Origin of the sequence: Diaphorobacter ruginosibacter (assembly GCF_040396215.1) — a bacterium.
Classification (GTDB): Bacteria; Pseudomonadota; Gammaproteobacteria; order Burkholderiales; family Burkholderiaceae_C; genus Diaphorobacter_A; species Diaphorobacter_A ruginosibacter_A.
In genome coordinates, this window is record NZ_JBEBOW010000017.1 from 14,590 (window position 1) to 35,825 (window position 21,236).

Annotated in this window: 14 protein-coding genes; 13 read left to right on the forward strand and 1 reads right to left on the reverse strand. The window is 63.6% G+C overall.

The features are described from left to right. Positions 1–253: 253 nt before the first annotated feature. The 3 genes from ABWP92_RS04065 (at position 254) to ABWP92_RS04075 (ending at position 3,572) form a co-directional block, all read left to right on the forward strand. Positions 254–1,954, forward strand: a complete 1,701-nt coding sequence (locus ABWP92_RS04065; protein ID WP_353234073.1) for an MFS transporter — start codon at positions 254–256, stop codon at positions 1,952–1,954. A 267-nt stretch (positions 1,955–2,221) separates the two neighbouring features. Next, complete coding sequence (locus tag ABWP92_RS04070) at positions 2,222–3,223, forward strand: porin (RefSeq protein WP_353234074.1); 1,002 nt, start codon at positions 2,222–2,224, stop codon at positions 3,221–3,223. A 208-nt stretch (positions 3,224–3,431) separates the two neighbouring features. Continuing rightward, positions 3,432–3,572, forward strand: coding sequence for a hypothetical protein (locus tag ABWP92_RS04075; protein WP_353234075.1), 141 nt, complete (start codon positions 3,432–3,434; stop codon positions 3,570–3,572). 308 nt (positions 3,573–3,880) lie between these two features. Here ABWP92_RS04075 and ABWP92_RS04080 read toward each other — a convergent pair whose 3' ends face one another. Beyond that, the gene (locus ABWP92_RS04080) at positions 3,881–5,017 is read right to left on the reverse strand and encodes an ABC transporter substrate-binding protein (RefSeq protein WP_353234076.1); all 1,137 of its coding nucleotides are present in this window, start codon (positions 5,015–5,017) and stop codon (positions 3,881–3,883) included. Between the two features lie 222 nt (positions 5,018–5,239). Between ABWP92_RS04080 and uvrA the strand changes: the two genes are divergently transcribed. The 10 genes from uvrA to ABWP92_RS04130 all read left to right on the forward strand — a co-directional run bounded on the left by uvrA (position 5,240) and on the right by ABWP92_RS04130 (position 21,189). After that, entirely contained in the window at positions 5,240–11,044 is a 5,805-nt protein-coding gene (gene uvrA, locus ABWP92_RS04085; protein WP_353234077.1) for an excinuclease ABC subunit UvrA, read from the forward strand. Positions 11,045–11,251: 207 nt separating this feature from the next. Then, positions 11,252–12,307 (forward strand): dihydroorotase, encoded by a 1,056-nt coding sequence (pyrC, locus tag ABWP92_RS04090; protein WP_353234078.1) that lies wholly within the window; start codon positions 11,252–11,254, stop codon positions 12,305–12,307. Between the two features lie 58 nt (positions 12,308–12,365). Continuing rightward, positions 12,366–13,226 carry an NYN domain-containing protein gene (locus tag ABWP92_RS04095; RefSeq protein WP_353234079.1) on the forward strand — a complete coding sequence of 287 codons (861 nt, stop codon included), beginning with the start codon at positions 12,366–12,368 and terminating at the stop codon, positions 13,224–13,226. Beyond that, positions 13,223–14,059, forward strand: coding sequence for a DUF3025 domain-containing protein (locus tag ABWP92_RS04100; RefSeq protein ID WP_353234080.1), 837 nt, complete (start codon positions 13,223–13,225; stop codon positions 14,057–14,059). The genes ABWP92_RS04095 and ABWP92_RS04100 overlap by 4 nt, the downstream gene beginning before the upstream one ends. A gap of 131 nt (positions 14,060–14,190) precedes the next feature. Further along, positions 14,191–15,063 (forward strand): protease HtpX, encoded by an 873-nt coding sequence (gene htpX, locus ABWP92_RS04105; protein WP_353234081.1) that lies wholly within the window; start codon positions 14,191–14,193, stop codon positions 15,061–15,063. A 290-nt stretch (positions 15,064–15,353) separates the two neighbouring features. Next, entirely contained in the window at positions 15,354–15,923 is a 570-nt protein-coding gene (locus tag ABWP92_RS04110) for a fimbrial protein (RefSeq protein ID WP_353234082.1), read from the forward strand. A gap of 47 nt (positions 15,924–15,970) precedes the next feature. Beyond that, positions 15,971–16,759, forward strand: coding sequence for a fimbrial biogenesis chaperone (locus ABWP92_RS04115; RefSeq protein WP_353234083.1), 789 nt, complete (start codon positions 15,971–15,973; stop codon positions 16,757–16,759). Next, the gene (locus tag ABWP92_RS04120) at positions 16,707–19,301 is read left to right on the forward strand and encodes a fimbria/pilus outer membrane usher protein (RefSeq protein WP_353234084.1); all 2,595 of its coding nucleotides are present in this window, start codon (positions 16,707–16,709) and stop codon (positions 19,299–19,301) included. The genes ABWP92_RS04115 and ABWP92_RS04120 overlap by 53 nt, the downstream gene beginning before the upstream one ends. Continuing rightward, on the forward strand, positions 19,298–20,431 hold the full coding sequence (locus tag ABWP92_RS04125; RefSeq protein ID WP_353234085.1) for a fimbrial protein: 1,134 nt from the start codon (positions 19,298–19,300) through the stop codon (positions 20,429–20,431). Before ABWP92_RS04120 ends, ABWP92_RS04125 begins: the two co-directional genes overlap by 4 nt. Continuing rightward, positions 20,428–21,189: a fimbrial biogenesis chaperone gene (locus ABWP92_RS04130; protein WP_353234086.1), complete on the forward strand. Its 762-nt coding sequence runs from the start codon at positions 20,428–20,430 to the stop codon at positions 21,187–21,189. The genes ABWP92_RS04125 and ABWP92_RS04130 overlap by 4 nt, the downstream gene beginning before the upstream one ends. Positions 21,190–21,236: the final 47 nt, after the last annotated feature.

Below are 21,236 nucleotides of genomic sequence, written 5' to 3' on the forward strand. Positions count from 1 at the left end.
GTGCGGGAAATGGCACGAAAGGACGTTTGAAACGCATCCCCGGATCCTTGGAAGGCGATAAAACGGCTGTTGTTTCATATGAAGAAATTTTGGCAAAGGGTTGATACCGGGTTTGTCAGATAGCCGTAAGCACGGCGCCTTCCGGGCGGTTTTTGTTGTCAGGTTTTGGAAAGATGGCGCGCAGATATTGCGCTTACCTGCAAATCAGGCAGTGCGTTTGATTCCACTTTTCCAACGACAGGAGACAGCAAACATGAGCAGCAATGCACCGACCCGGCCGGGTTCGGCCAACGTGGCCGCGCCACGGCCGATGAGCGGCGAAGAGAAGAAAGTCATCTTCGCGTCTTCGCTAGGTACCGTTTTCGAGTGGTACGACTTCTACCTCTACGGCTCGCTCGCAGCCATCATCGCCAAGCAATTCTTCAGCGGCCTGGATGCGGGCGCTGCCTTCATCTTCGCGTTGCTGGCGTTTGCCGCGGGCTTCCTGGTCCGTCCGTTCGGCGCCCTCGTGTTCGGGCGCCTGGGTGACATGATCGGCCGCAAATACACCTTCCTGGTGACCATCCTGATCATGGGTATCTCGACATTCATCGTCGGTATCCTGCCAAGCTATGCGAGCATCGGCGTCGCCGCTCCGATCATCCTGGTTGCGCTGCGCATGCTGCAAGGCCTGGCGCTTGGCGGTGAGTACGGCGGTGCGGCCACCTATGTGGCAGAGCACGCCCCTCACGGCCGGCGCGGCGCCTACACATCGTGGATCCAGACCACCGCGACGCTGGGCCTGTTCCTGTCGCTGCTGGTGATTCTGGGTACCCGCACCATCATGGGCGAAGGCCCCTTCAATGACTGGGGCTGGCGTATTCCATTCATGGTCTCGATCCTGCTGCTGGCCGTTTCCGTGTGGATCCGCCTGTCGCTGTCGGAATCTCCCGCCTTCCAGCGCATGAAGGCGGAAGGCAAGACCTCCAAGGCGCCGCTGGCCGAATCGTTTGGCCAATGGAAGAACCTGAAGGTCGTGATCCTGGCCCTGCTGGGTTTGACAGCCGGCCAGGCCGTGGTGTGGTACACGGGCCAGTTCTATTCGCTGTTCTTCCTGACGCAGCAGCTCAAGGTGGATGCCATCACGGCCAACCTGATGATTGCCGCCGCCCTGCTGATCGGCACTCCCTTCTTCGTGATTTTCGGCTCGCTGTCCGACAGGATCGGCCGCAAGCCCATCATCATGCTGGGCTGCCTGCTGGCCGTGCTGACCTACTTCCCGGTGTTCAAGGCGCTGACCTCCGCCGCCAACCCCGATCTGGCGCAGGCACAGGCGACGTCCGCCGTCACCGTGGTCGCCGATCCCCGCACCTGCTCGTTCCAGGGCAATCCGGTGGCTCGTGAAATCGACTTCAGGAGCTCATGCGACATCGCCAAGCGCTTCCTGGTGGCCAACTCCGTGAGCTATGACAACGTCGCAGGCCCCGCAGGCTCTCCCGCCGTGGTGAAGATCGGCGAAAGGTCCATCACCGCTCCCGAAGGCGTCGTGGTGAATCACAAGTTCGATGAAGCCACGGTCAAGGCGATTGGCGCATTCAAGGCGGAAGTGGCCGAAGACCTGAAGCTGGCCGGCTACCCGACCAAGGCGGACCCCGCCAAGATGAACAAGCTGATGATGCTCGTCATCCTGACCTACCTGGTGATCCTGGTGACGATGGTGTACGGTCCGATCGCCGCCATGCTGGTGGAACTGTTCCCCACGCGCATCCGCTACACCTCCATGTCGCTGCCCTATCACATCGGCAATGGCTGGTTCGGCGGACTGCTGCCGACGACTGCCTTCGCCATCGTGGCCTCGACCGGCAACATGTACAACGGCCTGTGGTACCCCATCGTGATCGCCGGCATGACGTTCATCGTCGGCACGCTCTTCATCCGCGAAACCAAGGACGTGGACATCTACGCCAACGATTGATGGCCGGATGACCTGATGCACGGGGGTAACACATGGATGCCGACGCCACGCATGCGAATGTGTAGCGGCAATACATCAGATTGTGTTATCCCTGTGACATTTTTGTATGTGAAGCAATGAGTTACTCCTAGAATTCACGCACCGGATACGTCGATACGTTCAATCGGTGCGCTTTTCAAGAAGCTTTACGCTGCCGGGCGCATGGCGGACGTTTTCGATAAGTTACAAATAAATTGCTCACCAAGAGCAACCCCTGAAGGAACCAAGATGCAAAAATCTAGCCGCTTGCTGCTCGCTACCCTGGCCGTGCTGGGCACCTCCGCCGCTTTCGCCCAAAGCAGCGTCACGATCTACGGTCGCGTGAACACCACCGTGGAGCACCAAAAGGCTGGCGGCGAATCGGCCACCGTGATGGCCAACAACGCTTCGCGTTTCGGCTTCATGGGCACCGAAGACCTGGGCGGCGGCCTGAAGGCTGGCTTTGTTCTGGAGTCCGGCTTCAACTCCGACACCGGCGTCTCGGATGGCCGCGGCTTCTTTGCCCGTCAAAGCGAAGTGAACCTGTCGGGCAATTTCGGCCAGGTTCGCCTGGGCCGCTGGACCGCGCCTTCCTACTTCGCAACCGCTGATTACATCAGCATGCACAACCACGATACAGGTTCTTCCGCCGATGCGCTGTACGCATACGTGATGAACGACGTGGCCACCAACTCCAACGGCATCAGCTACAAGACGCCGACATTCAGCGGCTTCAACGCGGAACTGGGAACCGGCCTGTACGAAAAGAATGCCAAGTACGGCAACAAGAACGTGTACGACCTGGCCGCCAACTATGAGGCCGGTCCGCTGGCCCTGGGCCTGGGTGCCACCAAGTTCGACAAGTCCAACCAGTTCGCCATCCGCGGCCTGTACAAGATCGGCTCGCAATTCCTGGTGGGCGCCTACGTGCAGCGCAGCAAGAACTGGGGCTTTGATCAGGTGTCCGCCGCCGAAGACGCAGGCACGCGTACCGCGTATCGCCTGTCTGGCGCATACCTGCTGGGCGCAAGCGAGTTCCACCTGAACGTCGGCCGCGCCGGCAAGATGAAGAACATCGCCGATTCCAGCGCCCTGCAGTACACGCTGGCCTACAACTACAACCTGAGCAAGCGCACCAAGGTCTACGCTTACTACACCAAGGTGGACAACAAGGACGGCGCGTCCTACATGACCGGCATCGCTGGCGACGATTTCAGCTCGTTCGCCGTGGGTGTGCGTCACAACTTCTAATAAAAAGAAGCGGCAGCGTAAGCTGCCTGCAATCCAGACCTGATGCAATTGCAAAGGGCCTGGCTTATGGACAGGCCTTGCACTCCGGTGCAAGGCCTTTTTGTTGGCAGGCACGCATTACATGCTCTGCCGCGGGAGGATTGGCCTGTTCCCGGAACACGCCATCCGGCCATGCGCAGAGCTTCGATACATACTCAGGAGATACAGGATGCTGAAGCTGGCCATGGGATTTGTGGTGTTCGCGGCGATCGCGCTTTTCGTCATCATGCAGGCGGGTGACAAGATCGACATGAGTGGCGAGAAACACGGCACGGAAACCGCCGCTCCCGCAGCCAGCGAAGCGCACTGAGCACCATGCGCGAGCGCATGGCGAATGGGCCGGACTGGTGGGGCGGAACATTCGCGGATGCTCCTTCGCATTAAGAGCTGCTAACAAGACCCAGCAAACCGAAGGTTTGCGATCGAGACGAGGCGCGAAGCCGCAGGCAGTACAAGCGTACGACAAGGCGAAGCAACGACGTATCGAGGGTTGTGTTAGCGGCTCTCAGCGATGGAGTGATGATGAAAAAACCGCAGGGGCTGTTCGCTCCTGCGGTTTTTTTTATAGAGTCTCACGAGAATGTGTTGGCGACCTTCCCGTGCACTCCATGCCGGTCGTCAGCGCTGGAAGCGCCCATCCGCGGTGATGATGGACAGATCCGCATAGTCGAGCCCCGAATGATCCGTGCTGCTGTACGAGATCTCCAGGCCGCCCAGATCGTATTTGCTCATGCCGTCCAGCGCGGCGCGCAGATGCTGGCGATCAATGGTGGGCGCGGCGCGGCGCAGGCCCTCCACGAGTACCTTGGCGTTGGCGAAACCCTCGACCACCGCGGGGGATACGGTGCCCGCGCCTTGCGTCTTGGCTGCGTGGGCGAGTTCCTGGATCAACGGATAGCTGAACGAACGCTCGGAGGGAAAGACCTGGGTGACGATCACGCCGCGCGCCTTGTCGCCCAGCGCCTTGGTGAAGCCCGATGACGCGTTGTTGGACAGCGTGATGAGTTGCGCGGCCAGTCCGGTGGCCCGCAGCGCGAGGATCGCGTCCACCACCGCCTGCCCGGTGCCGATGACGATCACGGTCTGTGGGCGCTTCTCGAAGATGCGCGGCGCGATGGCGGAGAAGTCCGGCTTGGCGCGGTCGAACTTCTCGATGAAAGCCGCCTGCATGTTGTGCGCCTTGAAGGCTTTCTGGGCGCCTTCCAGGCCATCTTCCCCGAAAGCGTCGTCCACATGCAGAATTCCAATGCGCGTCGATCCCTGGCGCAGCATGTGCTCGATCGCCATCTCCACCTCGCGCTGGTAGGGGGCGCGGATGTGGAAGATGTTTTTGGGAACCGGCTGATGCAACGCCATCGCGCCAGTGGACGGTCCGACCAGCGGCACGCCATGTTTGTCGAGCAGCGGGATCAGGTCCTTGGTGTGCGGGGTTCCGCGCGGCATGAACAGCGCGGTGACCTCGTTTTTCTCGATCAGCGTGCGGGCGTTCTCGAACGTCAGCTTGGGGTCGAACTTGTCGTCCAGCGTCACCAGTTCGATCTTGCGCCCGCCGATTCCGCCCTGCGCGTTCACCTGCTGGAAATACAGCGACGCGCCCAGCATGGATTCCTTGACCGTGGCCGCGGCGGAGCCGGTCACGCCCACGGTCTGGCCAATCAGGATGGGCGGTTGGCCTTGGGCCGCCACATTGGCGGCCAGGACGGCGGTTGTGGCCGTGGCGGCGAAGAAGGCACCGAGGCGCTTCCATGGACTCATGTCGGGTTCCTTTTTTGTTGCACAGCTCGGAATATTCCGAAATAAACCCCAATAGTGCCATTTACAAACGAATACATCCACTAGTGAAAACTAACATATGTCAGAAATCCTGAAATTGGCCGCAGAAGCCAGCCCCGGTCCGCGAAGCTGGAATGGCCTACGGAAACACGATTCCCGAACGACGCCTAGAATGTTCCGCCTCACACCAAAGAGATGGCGTTCATGACACATGGATTGATCCGTATACACGGAGCTCGGCAGCACAACCTCAAGAACCTCGATGTGGACATTCGCACCAGCGAACTGACCGTGGTGACCGGCCCCAGCGGCTCCGGCAAGTCCAGCCTGGTGTTCGACACCCTGTATGCGGAAGGCCAGCGCCGGTATGTGGAAACCTTCAGCGCCTATGCGCGCCAGTTCCTGGACCGCATGGACAAGCCCGCGGTCGATGCCGTGGAGGGCGTGCCGCCAGCCATCGCGATCGACCAGACCAATCCGGTGCGGTCTTCGCGTTCCACCGTCGGCACAATGACGGAGATCAATGATCACCTGAAACTGATGTTTGCCCGCGCGGGCCAGCTCTTCGACCGCAAGACCGCGCAGCCGGTGCGCCATGACTCTCCGGACACGATCTACGCGGAATTGAAAGCGCGCTGCGAAGCCGAGGGCGATCCGCGTATCGTCATCACCTTTCCGGTGGAGCTGCCCGCGGGCACGCCGCCCGAGCAGGTGGAGCAATGGCTGTCGGCCAGCGGTTTCACCAAGGTGCAGGCCGAGCGCGAAGTGGCCACACCCACCGGGCCGCGCCAGCTGCTGGACGTGGTGGCCGACCGCTTCCGCCTGGGCAATGCCGAGAGGGCGCGCGTGATCGAGGCGCTGGAAGTCGGCCTCAAGCGCGGCAGCGGCAAACTCATCATCTATTGCTTGAATGACGAGGGCGAACCCGATCTGTGGCGCTTCTCCACCGGGCTGCATTGCCCGGACAGCGACCTGCGCTACGGCGAGCCGATTCCGTCGATGTTCTCATTCAACTCGGCCGTGGGCGCGTGCGATACCTGCCGGGGCTTTGGCCGCGTGATCGGCGTCGACTACGGGCTGGTGATTCCGAATGACAAACTGACGCTGCGCGCGGGTGCGATCAAGACCATCCAGACGCCCGCGTGGAAGGAGGCGCAGGATGACCTGATGCGCCACGCCGAAGCGGCGGGCATTCCGCGCGATACGGCCTGGTACAAGCTCACCGACGAGCAGAAGAAATGGGTGATCGACGGCACGCCCGGTTTCAAGGAGGGCAACTGGAACAAGCAGTGGTACGGCATCCGCCGCTTCTTCGAATATCTGGAGAGCAAGGCCTACAAGATGCACATCCGCGTGCTGCTCTCCAAATACCGCAGCTACACGCCGTGCCCGGTATGCGCCGGCGCGCGCTTGAAGACCGAGAGCCTGCTGTGGCGTATCGGCAGCAAGGAGGATGCCGATGCGGTGCTGCCGCCGCAAAGGCGCTTCATGCCGCAAGGCGTGGACTGGACGCGAGAGCAACTGCAAAGCCTGCCGGGCCTGTGTCTGCATGACCTGATGCTGCTGCCGATCGAGCGCCTGCGCGAGTTCTTCGACCGCCTGTCCGCAAGCGCTCCGCAGCGCGTGCCCGGCTGGGCCAGGCCGGGCGAAGCGGGCAAGGGCGAACCGCCCGGCAGCGGCGTCGTCGACATCGATAGCGGAGAAGCCCAGGCTCTGCGCATGCTGCACGGAGAAATCACCACGCGCCTGCGCTATCTCTGCGACGTGGGCATCGGGTATCTCACTCTCGACCGCCAAAGCCGCACCTTGTCGGGCGGCGAAGTGCAGCGTATCAACCTGACCACCGCGCTCGGCACGTCGCTGGTGAACACGCTGTTCGTGCTGGACGAGCCCAGCATCGGCCTGCATCCGCGCGACATGCACCGCATCACCGAGGCCATGCTTCGCCTGCGCGATGCGGGCAACACGCTGGTGGTGGTCGAGCACGACCCCGCCGTGATGATCGCGGCCGACCGCGTGATCGACATGGGGCCCGCTCCCGGAGAGCGCGGCGGCCAGATCGTGTTCGATGGAACCGTCGGCGAACTGCGCCGCGCGGATACGCTCACCGGCAACTATCTCGGCGGCCGCCGGACGATCAGCTCCGGCATCAAGCGCCTGGTCACCGATGCCACGCCGCGCCTGATTCTGGAGGGCGCGCGCGAGCACAACCTGAAGAACGTCACCGTCGAGTTTCCGCTGCAGCGGCTGGTGACGGTGACCGGCGTATCGGGCTCGGGCAAATCCACGCTGATCCAGGACGTGCTCGCTCCGGCGTTGCTGCGCCAGTTCGGCAAGGCCACGGAGGCGCCGGGCGCGCATGACCGGCTGCTGGGCTCGGATCATCTCTCGGACGTGGTGTTCGTCGATCAATCCCCCATCGGCAAGACGGCGCGTTCCAACCCCGTGAGCTATGTGGGCGCATGGGATTCGATCCGTGAGATCTTCGCCAGCGCCCCACTGTCGCGCGAGCGCAGCTACACCGCCGCGAAGTTCAGCTTCAACGCGGGCGACGGCCGCTGCCCGACCTGCGGCGGCTCGGGCTTCGAGCACGTGGAGATGCAGTTTCTCTCCGACGTGTATCTGCGCTGCCCCGATTGCGATGGACGCCGCTACCGCCCCGAAATCCTCGAAGTGCGGATCGAGCGCGCCGGCCGCATGCTGAGTGTCGCCGACGTGCTGGAGCTCACCGTCAGCGAGGCGGCCGGCTTGTTCGCGCATGATCGCGAGGTGATCCGCGCGCTGCAGCCCATCGTGGACGTGGGGCTTGAATATGTGAAGCTTGGCCAGCCCGTGCCGACCCTCTCCGGAGGCGAGGCGCAGCGCCTGAAGCTCGCGGGCTTCCTGGCCGAGGCCGCCAGGAGCGGCAGCTCCAGCAGACAGCCGGTGGCCAGGAAGGGCACGCTGTTCCTCTTTGACGAGCCCACCACCGGCCTGCATTTCGACGACATCGCCAAGCTCATGCGGGCGCTGCGCAAGCTGCTCGATGCGGGGCATTCGCTGGTCGTCATCGAGCACAACCTGGACGTGATCCGCGCGAGCGACTGGATCATCGACATGGGACCCGAAGGCGGCGACAGGGGCGGCGAGGTGATTGCATTCGGCCCGCCCGAATCGCTGCGCCACGACACCGCGTCGCACACCGCGGCGGCGCTGCGCGAGTACGAGCAATCGCTGGGTGAAAGCGGCCATTCGGTGCACGAGAAACAGGCCGAGATGCGCCGCGAGAAACGCAGGCTTGAAGGCGACAGCGCGCCACAGTCAGGGAACGCCATCCAGATCGTCAATGCGAAGGAGCACAACCTCAAGCATCTGAGCGTCGATATTCCGCGCGGCAAGTTCAACGTGGTGACCGGCGTGTCGGGATCGGGCAAGTCCACGCTGGCGTTCGACATCCTCTTCAATGAAGGGCAGCGCCGCTATCTCGAATCGCTGAATGCGTATGCGCGCAGCATCGTGCAGCCTGCGGGCCGGCCCGAGGTGGATGCGGTCTACGGCATTCCGCCCACGGTGGCCATCGAGCAGCGCCTCTCGCGCGGCGGACGGAAATCCACCGTCGGCACGACCACCGAGGTGTGGCATTTCCTGCGCCTGCTGTATGTGAAGCTGGGCGTGCAGCATTGCGTGCATGACGGCGCCGCGGTCCAGCCGCAGACCGCCGACAGCATCGCCGCGCAACTGCTCACCCAGTTCAAGGGGCAGGTCATCGGCCTGATGGCGCCGCTGGTGCTCAACCGCAAGGGCGTCTACACTGAACTGGCCGACTGGGCGCGCCCGCGCGGCTATACGCATTTGCGCGTGGATGGCAACTTTCTGCCGACCACGGGCTTTCCGCGCATCGACCGTTTCAAGGAGCACACCATCGAACTGCCGGTGGCCAGCATCCTGGTCAGCGCGCAGAACGAAGCCGAGCTGCGCAAGGCGCTGTCCGGCGCGCTCGATCTGGGCAAGGGCGTGGTGCATGTGCTCAGCGATCTCGGCGGGCTCGAATCCGCGCTCAAGCAGGGAGAGCCGACGGCGCATATCGGCAAGCTGCAGGTGTATTCCACCAAACGCGCCTGCCCGGTGTGCGCAACCAGCTATGCGGAGCTGGACCCGCGCCTGTTCTCCTACAACAGCAAGCACGGCTGGTGCCCCGACTGCGTGGGAACCGGGGTGAAACTCACCAAGGAACAGCGCAAGGTGTTCGATGATTCCGTGCAGGGCGAGGATAACCGCGGGCGCGAGCAGACGTTTGACGAGCCGGATGCGGACGACGTGACCGACATGGCCTGTCCAAGCTGCCAGGGCACGCGGCTTAATCCGGTGGCGCGCGCGGTGCTGTTCGCGCAGACGCCGATCACGGACGTGGCGCGGCTTTCGGTGGCGGAAGTGCGCCACTGGATCGAGCATCTGCAATTGTCGGGGCGCGAGGCGGACATCGCCCGCGACCTGATCCCGGAGATCCGCAGCCGCCTGGAATTCCTGGAGGAAGTCGGTCTCTCCTATCTCACGCTGGATCGCGGCGCGCCCACGCTCTCGGGCGGCGAGGCGCAGCGCATCCGCCTGGCCGCGCAGCTCGGCAGCAATCTGCAGGGCGTCTGCTATGTGCTCGATGAGCCCACCATCGGCCTGCACGCGCGCGACAACCAGATCCTGCTCGACGCGCTGCACAAGCTGGGCGACAAGGGCAATACGCTGGTGGTGGTCGAGCATGACGAGGACACGATCCGCCGCGCCGATCACATCATCGATATCGGCCCGAGCGCGGGCAAGCGCGGCGGCCGGCTGATCGCGCAGGGCACGGTCAAGGATGTGGAGGCGGCGCCCGAGTCGCAAACGGGCCGCTATCTGCTGCATGCGATGAAGCACCCGCTCAAGCCCCGGCGCGATGTGGTGGACGTCGCGCGAAAGGATGCGCGCGTGCCCGAGCACTGGCTCACGGTGCATGACGCGCAGATGCACAACCTGCGCGACGTGACGGCGCAGGTGCCGCTCAACCGGCTGGTCGCCGTGACGGGCGTGAGCGGCTCGGGCAAATCCACGCTGGCGCGCGACGTGCTGCTCACCAACGTGGCGGCGTGGGTCGCCCAGCGCTCCACCAAGGCGGGCCGCGAGGCGATGGATGCGGGCAAATCCCCGGCGCTGGTCGGCTGCAAGGGCCTGTCCGGCTTTGAAACCGTGGACCGGGTGCTCGAAGTGGACCAGACCCCCATCGGAAAGACGCCGCGCTCGTGCCCGGCCACCTACATCGGCTTCTGGGACACCATCCGCAAGCTGTTCGCCGAGACGCTCGAGGCCAAGGCGCGCGGCTATGCGCCCGGACGTTTCTCGTTCAACACCGGAGAAGGCCGCTGCCCCGGTTGCGAAGGGCAGGGCATGCGCACCATCGAGATGAGCTTCCTGCCCGATGTGAAGGTACCTTGCGAGGTGTGCCACGGCGCGCGCTTCAACCCCGAAACGCTGGCCGTCACCTGGCGCGGCAAGAGCATCGGCGACGTGCTGCAGATGGAGGTGGACGAAGCGGTCGAGTTTTTCGCCAGCATGCCGAGCATCGCGCATCCGCTGCAGTTGCTCAAGGACGTGGGGCTGGGGTACCTGACGCTGGGCCAGCCGTCGCCCACACTCTCGGGCGGCGAGGCGCAGCGCATCAAGCTCGTCACCGAGCTCACCAAGGTCCGCGACGAAGTGGGCCGCCGCGGGCAGAAGGCTCCGCACACCCTGTATGTGCTGGACGAGCCCACCGTGGGCCTGCACATGGCCGACGTGCACAAGCTGATCCGCGTGCTGCATCGCCTGGTGGACGGCGGCCACAGCGTGATCGTGATCGAGCACGACCTCGATGTGATCGCGGAAGCCGACTGGATCATCGACCTCGGCCCCGAAGGCGGCAAGGATGGCGGGCGCATCGTGGCGGCGGCTTCGCCGGAGGAGCTGGTGCGTATCGGCACGCATACCGGCAAGGCTCTGGAGCCGGTGCTCAGGCGCTGAGCCTGCGGAATGTCGGGAAAAAGGCTGACAAGCGCAGTGGTGGATCGACGCAAAATCATCCATGACGCCGCAGCGTAGCTGAGGGCAAGGAACCCCTCGCCCCCTTCATGGGGCATTGCACCCCGGCCATCGCGATATGGCCGGGGTATTTTTTCGGGCTTTCAAGGGCGCCCGGGCAGGTCGCCGCAGCAATGCGAAAATGCCGCCATGAACGCCGCAACGACGACCCCCATCGATACCCTCACCATCACCCGCCCCGACGACTGGCATCTGCACGTGCGCGACGGGGAGCCGCTGCGCACCGTGGTGCCGCACACGGCGGCGCAGTTCGGCCGCGCGCTGATCATGCCCAATCTGCGTCCTCCGGTGACCACTGCCGGGCAGGCGCTGGCGTACCGGCAGCGCATCCTGGCCGCCGTGCCGCAGGGTGTGCAGTTCGAGCCGTTGATGTCGCTGTATCTCACGGACAACCTCGCGCCGCAGGAGATCGAGCGGGCCAGGGACGCGGGCGTCGTCGCGCTCAAGCTCTATCCGGCGGGAGCCACCACCAACAGCGATGCCGGCGTGACCGACATCCGCAAAACCTACAAAACGCTGGAAGCCATGCAGAAGGCCGGCCTGCTGCTGCTGGTGCACGGCGAGGTCACCAGCAGCGACATCGATCTGTTCGACCGCGAAGCAGCGTTCATCGACCAGCAGCTCATCCCGTTGCGTCGTGATTTTCCGGAACTGAAGATCGTGTTCGAGCACATCACCACCAAGGATGCGGCCGACTACGTGAAGGCCGCCGGCCAGTACACCGCCGCGACGATCACCGCGCATCACCTGCTGTACAACCGCAACGCCATTTTCACCGGCGGCATTCGCCCGCACTACTACTGCCTGCCCGTGCTCAAGCGCGAAACCCACCGCATCGCGCTGGTGCAGGCGGCTACCAGCGGCAGCGAGAAGTTCTTCCTCGGCACCGACAGCGCCCCGCATCCCGCTCATCTGAAGGAACATGCGACCGGCTGCGCGGGCTGCTACACGGCGCATGCCGCCATCGAGATGTATGCCGAAGCGTTCGATAACGCGGGCGCGCTCGACAGGCTCGAGGCATTCGCCAGCTTCAACGGCCCCGCGTTCTACGGCTTGCCGCGCAATGAAGGCACGATCACGCTGCGCCGCGAATCGTGGACGCCGCCCGCCAGCTTCGCGTTTGGCGAAGCGGAGCTCAAGCCCCTGCGTTCGGGCGAAGCGCTGCCCTGGAAGCTGGTGGGCTGAAGCACCGCGTCCACGCCGGCCGCATCGCACCGCCGCGTCCAACCGAGGAGACTCTCCCATGCCAGACCATTTCGAGCGCCAGATGCGCATTGCATTGCTGATCGACGCGGACAACGCGCCGTCGGAGAAGATCGACGAGATCCTCACCGAGTTGTCCACGCTTGGTGAAATCAATGTGCGGCGCGCCTATGGCAACTGGACCAAGCCGGGCCTCCAGGGATGGCAGGGCAGGCTGCTGGAGTTCGCGATTCTTCCGATGCAGCAGTTCGACTACTCCAAGCACAAGAACGCCACGGACATGGCGATGACGGTGGATGCGATGGAGCTGCTCTACAACGACAAGCCCGACGCGTTCGGCATCGTCTCCTCCGATGCCGACTTCACGCCGCTGGTCATGCACCTGCGCTCCAAGGGCGCGGCGGTCTATGGCTTCGGCGCGCAGCAGACCCCCAAGCCGTTCGTGAATGCCTGCTCGCGTTTTCTCTATCTCGAATCGCTGGTGGGTGACGACACGGGCGCGCCGCCGCAGACCGAGGCGCAACCGCCCGCCAGCACGGTGCACGCCACGAGCCACAAGACGGAGGGTGCCGCCGCCAAGGTGCCAGCGCCCGCGAACCTGAGGATCCCCGGGCCGCAGTTGCGTGGCGACTCGCGGCTGATGAATCTGCTGCGCTTCGCGGTCCAGGCGTCGCAGGATGAATCGGGATGGGCGCGTGTCGGCGCGGTCGGCCAGCAGATCGGCAACAAGACTTCATTCGATGCGCGCAATTACGGCTATCCCACGCTGACGAAGTTGCTGGCCGCCACGGGCGCTTTCGAACTGCGGGACGAGGGCACGGCGCGCGTTTCGGTGCGCGACAGGCGCGCGGCCGCGAACGCCAGCGGCGGCCGCCCGCAGGGTGATGCGCAGGGTGCATGAGTTCAGCCAGGGAGTTGTCGCCCACCGGTGAGCCGCGCGCCGAGCTGGCGCTGATCGACTGGCGGCAGGCATGGCTGGCGCCCTTGCGCGCGCTGGGCGAGAAGGCAGCGGGCCGGGTGACCGTGGATGGCATGCGGGTGAGCGCCGCGCTCAATGCAGCTCTTCCGGCGGCGCTGCGCATGCAAGGATTCCGTTTCGTGGAGCAGGGCGACCTGCCGCCCGGCGTGGCATACGAGCAGTTCATCCACGGCGAACGCCGCATTCCCACGCGCGAGAATCTGCACGATTTCTTCAATGGCTTGATCTGGCTGCATTTCCCGCACACCAAGCGGCTGTTCAACCAATGGCAGGCCGGCGCCATCCGGGATCGGGGCGTGGGCGCGGTGCGCGGCCCCTTGCGGGATGCGGTGACCGTGTTCGATGAAAACGGCGCCCTGCTGATCGCGCCCGAACCCTTGCGCGCGGCGCTCCGGCGGCGTGAGTGGCGCAGGCTGGGAGCGGAGCTGCGCCCGCTCTGGGCCCGGGCGCAATTGATTCCGCTGGGCCATGCGCTGCTGGAGAAACTGGTGCATCCGCGCAAGCCCATTACCGCGCATGTGTTCATTGCCGAAGATTGTGATTGCGGGCTCGCGAACGCGGATGCGGACGCCTGGATGGCCGCGCTGTTCACGCCGGAGGAGTTCGCGGCCAAGCCGTTCAATCCCCTGCCGGTTCTGGGTGTGCCCGGCTGGTGGAGCGAAAACGAGAACTTTTGCTTCTATGATGATCCCTTGGTCTTTCGCGGCGGCGCCAGAAAAATATCCCAACATCCAGGTACAGCTGCCGACCGTTGAAATTGCGCTTGCCAGCCCCATATCCGCGCAAGCAACCGGCGGAATGCCGAGCACAGAGGATCTCTCCAAAGACGCTCGCTTCCTGCTTCCAAGATCGCCGTAGACAGTCATTCCATGGTGGAGAACCGACGATGAAACGTATCGCACTCTTTTTGTTGACCAACATCGCCGTCGTGGTGGTATTGGGCATTGTTGCCAACCTGCTTGGCGTGAACCGCTATCTCACGGCGAACGGACTGAACCTGGGCGCATTGCTGGGTTTTGCCTTCGTCATCGGCATGGGGGGCGCCTTCATCTCGCTGCTGATCAGCAAGCCCATGGCCAAGATGAGCATGGGGGTGAAGATCATCAACCAGCCGGCCAGCGCGGATGAGGCATGGATCGTGGACACCGTGCGCAGGTTCTCCGAAAAGGCCGGTATCAACATGCCCGAAGTCGGCATCTACCAGGGCGAGCCCAACGCGTTCGCCACGGGCGCTTTCAAGAACTCCGCGCTGGTGGCCGTCTCCACGGGCCTGCTGCAAGGCATGACGCGCGAGGAAGTCGAGGCCGTGATCGGCCACGAAGTGGCGCACGTCGCCAACGGCGACATGGTGACCATGGCGCTGATCCAGGGTGTGATGAACACGTTCGTCGTGTTCCTCTCGCGCGTGATCGGCTATGCCGTCGACAGCTTCCTGCGCCGCAACGACGACAGCAGCTCCGGTCCCGGCATCGGCTACATGATCAGCACCGTGGTGCTGGATATCGTGTTTGGCCTGCTCGCTTCCATCATCGTCGCCTGGTTCAGCCGCCAGCGCGAGTTCCGCGCAGATGCGGGCTCCGCGCAGCTCATGGGCCGCAAGCAGCCGATGATGAACGCGCTGTACCGGCTCGGCGGCATGCATCCCGGCGCGTTGCCGCAGAACATGCAGGCCATGGGCATCACCGGCAACATCGGCAAGCTGTTCAGTTCCCACCCGCCGATCGAGGAACGCGTGGCGGCCCTGCAGAATTCGCAATAAGGAAAAGAGCGTTCCACGAACGGGCTGCGGGCCCGCCTTCTGTTGAATATGAAAAAGCCGCGGCATTTGTTTGTCGCGGCTTTTTATTTTATTCCGATTATTTTTGATAATTATTGAATATTCTGAGTGAATATGAATATGTTTGATTGGTTTCGCCGGTGGCTGGTATATACGTATGCCGCTCTGTGGAATATGAGCTATGCTTAAGAAATTAAATTAGAATACTTGAAAACACTTATTGACAGAAAGGAATTGTCTGTAACGCATCTGCTGACGCATATGAGTGTTTTGTGAGTATTTGTTTTCTTGTAGAGGATTTTATGAAAATCATCAAAACCAGTTCATTGCTGATGGCTTTACTCGCATTGATGGGCGGCGCGGCGCATGCATTCGATGGAACGATTACCGTCAACGGTAATATCACGGCGAATACCTGCTCCATCCAGGTCAACAATGGAACCACCGATGGCGTGGTCGGCTTGCCGACCGTTTCCTCTTCGACATTGTTGCAAACCGGAGATACCGCGGGGGAAACGCCATTCACCATTTCATTGACCGGCTGCACCGGCGGTACGTTGAATACCGCGAGCACCTTTTTTGAATTCGGCCCCATGGTGGATGCGGCAAGCGGGCGATTGAATATCGAAACCGGTACGGGTGCGGCGCAGAATGTGCAGATCGAACTGCTGAATGCGAATCTGAACCCCATCGTCGTCGGCGCCGTAGCTCAGAACGATGTGCCGGTGGACATCGCCACCGGCTCCGGCGTGATGAATTACGCAGCACGCTACTACGCCACGGGCGCGGCAGCGCCCGGATCTGTTTCCACCTTCGTCAACTACACGGTCGTGTACGACTGAGAATCTGACGGGACAAGCGCCGGCGCCTTGCGCTGGCATCTACGGACATGAAAAGCAACTGGTGGGCCGTGGCGTGTCTGCTCATGCTGGCGGGCGCGTATTCACATGCGGCGCTGATGGTGGCGGGCACGCGCATCATTTTCGAGCGGCAACAGGCGCAGGCCGTGGTGCAGATCAGCAACCAGGGGGCGCAGCCATTGCTGGCGCAGATGTGGATAGATCGCGGCCAGGATGGTTTGCCGCTGGAGGACATCAGCGTTCCATTCACAATCGTTCCAGCCGTCGCGCGGCTCGATCCCGGCAAGGCGCAGACCGTTCGCATATTGCAGGCCGCGCAGGAAATGCCTGCCGACCGCGAGTCGCTGTTCTGGTTCAACGCGCTGGAAGTGCCGCCGAAAATCAGCGACGGCGGGCGGATCATGCAGTTCACACTGAGAACACGCATCAAGCTCTTCTACAGGCCGCAAGGCCTGCGGATGACGCCCGCGCAGGCCCATGAACGCTTGCAGTTCAGGGTCGAGGAAGGCCAGGAGCCGGACGGGCTGTCGGTGCGCGTGAGTAATCCGTCGCCGTATTTCATCACGCTGACTTCGCTGGAGCTCCGTGATCCAGCCGCCTCCAGCGAGCCGCAAAGCGAGCATGCGAGCGCCGCACTGGCCACGCTGCGCAGGCAGCAGGAGCGCATGATCGCGCCCTGGAGCGACGCGGTCATTGCGCTGGATGGGCTGGCGTTCCGGCCCGTTCCGCGCCATTGGCGGCTGCACTTCGGCGTGGTCAACGACCATGGCGGCGAAAGTCGCGGAGAGCGCAGCGATGCCAGCCCTGGTGTGCCTTAGCGGGGGCGGCCTGACCGGGTTTTCGCGCTCGGCCATGCTGGCATGGGGGCTGGTGGCGTGCGCCGCGGCGCACGGTGAAGACATTCCGGTGGCGCTGGATTTCAACCCCGCGATGTTGCGCTCGCCGGTGGATACCAGCGCTTTTGCACGCGGCAGCCCGGCCCCCGAGGGTATTTTCGAAACCGAGCTGTACGTCAACAAGATCTGGAAGGGACGCGCGCGCGTGGAGTTGCGGCGGCCGTTGGGCGGATCGGGCGGCGCGGTTCCGTGTTTCGACGCGCATCTGCTGGAATTGCTCGGTTTTGATCCGGGCAGCGACCCGCTGGCTGGCGCCAAGCTGCGCTGCGAGCCTCTTTCGGCCATCGTCGATGGCGCGAAAGCCAGCTACGACAGCGCGGCGTTCCGCCTCGACGTCACGGCGGCCCAGGCACTGCTGCGCAGAAGCTCGCGCGCCCAGGCGGACCCGTCGCTCTGGGACCGGGGCGTCACCGCGGCCATGCTGCAATATGCATACAACGGTTTCAGCACCCGCTCTGACTTCGCGCCCGGCCTGACCAGCCACTATCTGTCGCTGCGCGGAGGCTTCAACTGGGAGGACTGGCGATTGCGGCTCAACGGCGCAGCGGTCTCGGACGCGCAGCACGGCTTCAGGTATCGCCATTCCCAGACTTATCTGGAGCGCAGCCTCGTCGATTGGCGCAGCAGCTTGACGATCGGCGATGTGGTCTCGGATGGACGGGTGTTCGACAGCGTTGGGTTTCGCGGCGTGCGGCTGGCGTCGGAAGAACGCATGTATGCCGATTCGCAACGCGGCTTCGCTCCGGTGATTCGCGGCATGGCTAACAGCAATGCGAAGGTGCGCGTGACCCAGCGCGGAATACCGATCTACGAGATTACCGTGCCCGCTGGCGCGTTCGTGATTGACGATCTGTACCCCACGGGATCGGGCGGCGATCTGCTGGTGAGCGTGACCGAGGCCGATGGCTCGGTGCGCACGTTCACCGTTCCGTTCTCCTCGGTGGTCGAATTGCTGCGTCCTGGGGCATCGCGCTATGAGTTGACGCTCGGGCGTTTTCGCAATCCCGTATCCTCCAACGAGCCCTATCTGCTGGAAGGCACCTGGCGAAGAGGACTGTCGAACTGGCTCACCGGATATTCCGGCGTGTTTCTTGCCGAGGGCTACACAGCCGCCGCCGTCGGCGGCGCCATGAACACTCCCGTGGGTGCGGTGTCCGCTGATATGACTCTCGCGCGCAGCGACGCCGGCAGCGGTGTGGACAACCATGGGCGGAGCGTGCGCCTGAGCTACTCGCGCATGCTGGCGGCAACCGACACCCAGTTGTCGCTTGCCGCATACCGCTATTCGAGCCAGGGCTTCTACAACGCATCCGAAGCTTTCCTGATGCGCGGCTCTTTATCTCGTGGGCCCTCGATGGCGGGCGTTCCGCTCGGTGCGCGCAAGCATCGGCTCCAGTGGAGCATTTCGCAGCCGCTGCCGGGGGAGTGGGGGTCCGTCAACCTGACCGGCTATGGGCAGAACTACTGGCGCCGCAGCGGCTCGGATACAGAGCTCCAGCTGGGCTATTCCAGGCAGTTCGGCACCGTGGGCCTGAGCTTCAACTTCGGGCGTGCGCGAAGGCTGGATACCGGCGCCAAGGAAAACCGCGGCATGCTCACGGTGTCGATTCCGCTGGGCGACGCGGGTGGTTCGAGCGGGAATGCGGCGCCGACCTACCGGGTGGGGCTGACGACAACGGATGGCGCGCAATCGCTCGATCATTCCCTGTCGGGAACCCTGGGCGAGTCGCAGCAATACAGCTACAGCGCATTCGCGGCCACCACGCGTCATTCGGGGCAGGCCAATGCCACCACCTGGGGCGCTTCCGGCGCATGGACAGCGCCTTACGCCATCGTGAATGGCAGCTTCTCGCGCTCAAGCCGCTATTCGCAATACAGCGCGGGCATCACCGGTGGCATGGTGGCTTATGCCGGCGGCGTGGTGCTCGCTCCCACCCTGGGCGACACGGCCGCCATCGTTGCCGCGGACAACGCCATGGGCGCGCGCGTGTTCAACTACAAAGGATTGCGGCTGGATGGCAATGGGCACGCCGTCGTTCCCTATCTATCGCCGTTCAGGCAGAACTCGGTGGAGATCGATGCCAAGGGCCTGTCCACCGACGTGGCGCTGAAGAGCAGCAACCAGAACGTCGCACCCACTGCCGGTGCGGTCGTCCTCGTGAAGTTCGACACGGAAATGGGTTATTCCATCCTGCTGCATGCCCGCCGGGAGGATGGCTCGGCGCTGCCCTTTGGTGCGTCGATCACCGATGCATCCGGGCGGGGCCTGGGCTATATGGGGCAGGCTGGCAGGGCGCTGGTGCGGGTGTTGCAACTGCAGGGTGAGTTGGCTGTGGCGTGGGGCGGCGGCGCTGCGCAGCGGTGCGTTCTGCATTACGCGCTGTCGCCGGATGCGCAGCGCGATCCAATGGGGTATCGCCGTGTCGAGAGTGTCTGCGTGCGAAATGAAAAGGAGATGCCATGAGGCCCGCAACCACAACCCCCGTGCGGGGGCGCGCCGAGGCGCTGCTCGGAACCGCGCTTGCCGCGGCGGCCTGCATGATCGGCCTGCTCCTGCCATGGCAGGCGCGCGCGGATGGCATCTGGGCGGATTGCCTGCGCAGCGTCATCGACTCGTCCACGGTCTATCAGTTCGTCGAAGGAGCCACGGTCAATCTGAGCCGCGACACCGAGGTGGGGCAGCCGCACGGTCCGTGGCTCCGCTCGAACGCCCCGGCCGCCTGGCGATGCACGCCCCGATCGACGCAACTGAACGTCGCCTACCAGATTGCCATCCAGGCTTACTCGCCCTATGCGCGTGAATCGCTGATTCAGCACGAGGGTGTCACCTACGGCTCCTACCTCACCAACAATCTCAACGTGAACTACATAGGCCGGTGGCGCTACACCATCAATGGGGAGGTGACGGACTGGACGCCGTTGACCGAGGCGGCCGGCATATACAAGACGCCGCCGCTCATCTCCATGATCCACTCCACCACGGCGCCCTTCGATATCGGCGTCGAAACGCAAATCAAACTGGTGCGCCGCAACCAGGCAACGATTGCCTCGGGTACGGGCCTGACCATCTTCGATCCGTTCTACGTGAGGCCTTACCAGACCAGCGGCGGAACAACTTTCCTCAGCGGCCAATACCGCATCACGCAGGTCCGGGGCGGGACGGTGGTGGTGGTGAAGGACGGAACGTGCACGACGCCCGATGTCGTGGTGGAGTTGCCTGATGCCCGTGCCAATGAATTCCATGGAGTGGGCAGCACCGCGGCGCGCAAGGAGTTCGAGCTGAACTTTCAGAATTGCCCTGCGGGATTCGGCGGTATCAGCTACCGCTTCTCGCCGACCACCAGCGTACTCGATGCCGCCAATGGTGTTGTGGCCCTCGGAAGCGGCTCCACGGCTTCCGGCGTGGGAGTGCAGTTCCTGCATGGCGATACGCAGCCGCTGCAGTTCGAAACGGCGTATCAGGTGGATGAATACGATACCGCCATGGGCGGCAGCTACTCGGTTCCGATGGCCGCGGGGCTGTACCAGACGGCGCCCGAGGTGACGCCTGGAACTGCTGGCAGCGCCATCACGTTCACCTTGAATTACCGATGACCATGCTGCGAAAATCCATATGGATGGCGTGGCTTGGCGCGGTGCTGAGCATGGCGGGAATGCCTGCGGCGAACGGCGCTACCTACCTGAACGTGTCGCGGGTGATCATTTCGGAGAAATCGGGCGAGGCACAGCCGCAGCTGACTAACGCGGGGGAGCAGCCCGTCCTGTTCCAGATCTGGATCGACAAGGGCGACACGGCGGTCTCACCCGAAAAACTGGAGGTTCCCTTCGTCGTGGACAACCCGGTGTTCAGGCTTGATCCGGGCAACACCCGGCGCGTGCGCATCCTCCTGGATCGCGCCCGGCTGTCGCTTCCGCAAGACCGGGAGTCGCTGTTCTGGCTGAACGTGCTGGAGGTTCCGGCGAGCCCGCCCGTGCAGCGCAGCAGCCAGGTTCAACTCGCGTTCCAGTCGCGCGTGAAGCTGATGTACCGGCCCGCGGCGCTGCCGGGCGGCCTGGATGATGCGGTGGTGGGGCAATTGCGCTTCAGCCTGCGATGCTCGGCTGCCGGCGCCAGCCTGCATGTGGGCAACCCCACGGCATTCCATCACACCATTTTGCGGGTGCGACCGGGGGCCGATGTTCCGGCGCAGATGAGGGACGACGTGCTGCGCCCGGGGGAAACGATCTCGGTGGCGCTGCCCAGCGCGCATCCACCGATTGCGCCCGGCGGCGCGGTGAGCTTCGAGTACATCAATGATTTTGGCGCGGTCATCGAGGCGCATGGAAAAATCGGGGAGTCGGACTGCCCTTAGAACGTGTTTACGATCTCTACGCAGCCGCGTTGGAGTGCAATCGGGAT

What these genes read in the sequence shown, in the direction of transcription:
- ABWP92_RS04065 (WP_353234073.1), top strand. Translation starts at nt 254, where the DNA reads ATGAGCAGCAATGCACCGACCCGGCCGGGTTCGGCCAACGTGGCCGCG.
- ABWP92_RS04070 (WP_353234074.1), top strand. Translation starts at nt 2,222, where the DNA reads ATGCAAAAATCTAGCCGCTTGCTGCTCGCTACCCTGGCCGTGCTGGGC.
- ABWP92_RS04075 (WP_353234075.1), top strand. Translation starts at nt 3,432, where the DNA reads ATGCTGAAGCTGGCCATGGGATTTGTGGTGTTCGCGGCGATCGCGCTT.
- ABWP92_RS04080 (WP_353234076.1), bottom strand. Translation starts at nt 5,017, where the DNA reads ATGAGTCCATGGAAGCGCCTCGGTGCCTTCTTCGCCGCCACGGCCACA.
- uvrA (WP_353234077.1), top strand. Translation starts at nt 5,240, where the DNA reads ATGACACATGGATTGATCCGTATACACGGAGCTCGGCAGCACAACCTC.
- pyrC (WP_353234078.1), top strand. Translation starts at nt 11,252, where the DNA reads ATGAACGCCGCAACGACGACCCCCATCGATACCCTCACCATCACCCGC.
- ABWP92_RS04095 (WP_353234079.1), top strand. Translation starts at nt 12,366, where the DNA reads ATGCCAGACCATTTCGAGCGCCAGATGCGCATTGCATTGCTGATCGAC.
- ABWP92_RS04100 (WP_353234080.1), top strand. Translation starts at nt 13,223, where the DNA reads ATGAGTTCAGCCAGGGAGTTGTCGCCCACCGGTGAGCCGCGCGCCGAG.
- htpX (WP_353234081.1), top strand. Translation starts at nt 14,191, where the DNA reads ATGAAACGTATCGCACTCTTTTTGTTGACCAACATCGCCGTCGTGGTG.
- ABWP92_RS04115 (WP_353234083.1), top strand. Translation starts at nt 15,971, where the DNA reads ATGAAAAGCAACTGGTGGGCCGTGGCGTGTCTGCTCATGCTGGCGGGC.
- ABWP92_RS04120 (WP_353234084.1), top strand. Translation starts at nt 16,707, where the DNA reads ATGGCGGCGAAAGTCGCGGAGAGCGCAGCGATGCCAGCCCTGGTGTGC.
- ABWP92_RS04125 (WP_353234085.1), top strand. Translation starts at nt 19,298, where the DNA reads ATGAGGCCCGCAACCACAACCCCCGTGCGGGGGCGCGCCGAGGCGCTG.
- ABWP92_RS04130 (WP_353234086.1), top strand. Translation starts at nt 20,428, where the DNA reads ATGACCATGCTGCGAAAATCCATATGGATGGCGTGGCTTGGCGCGGTG.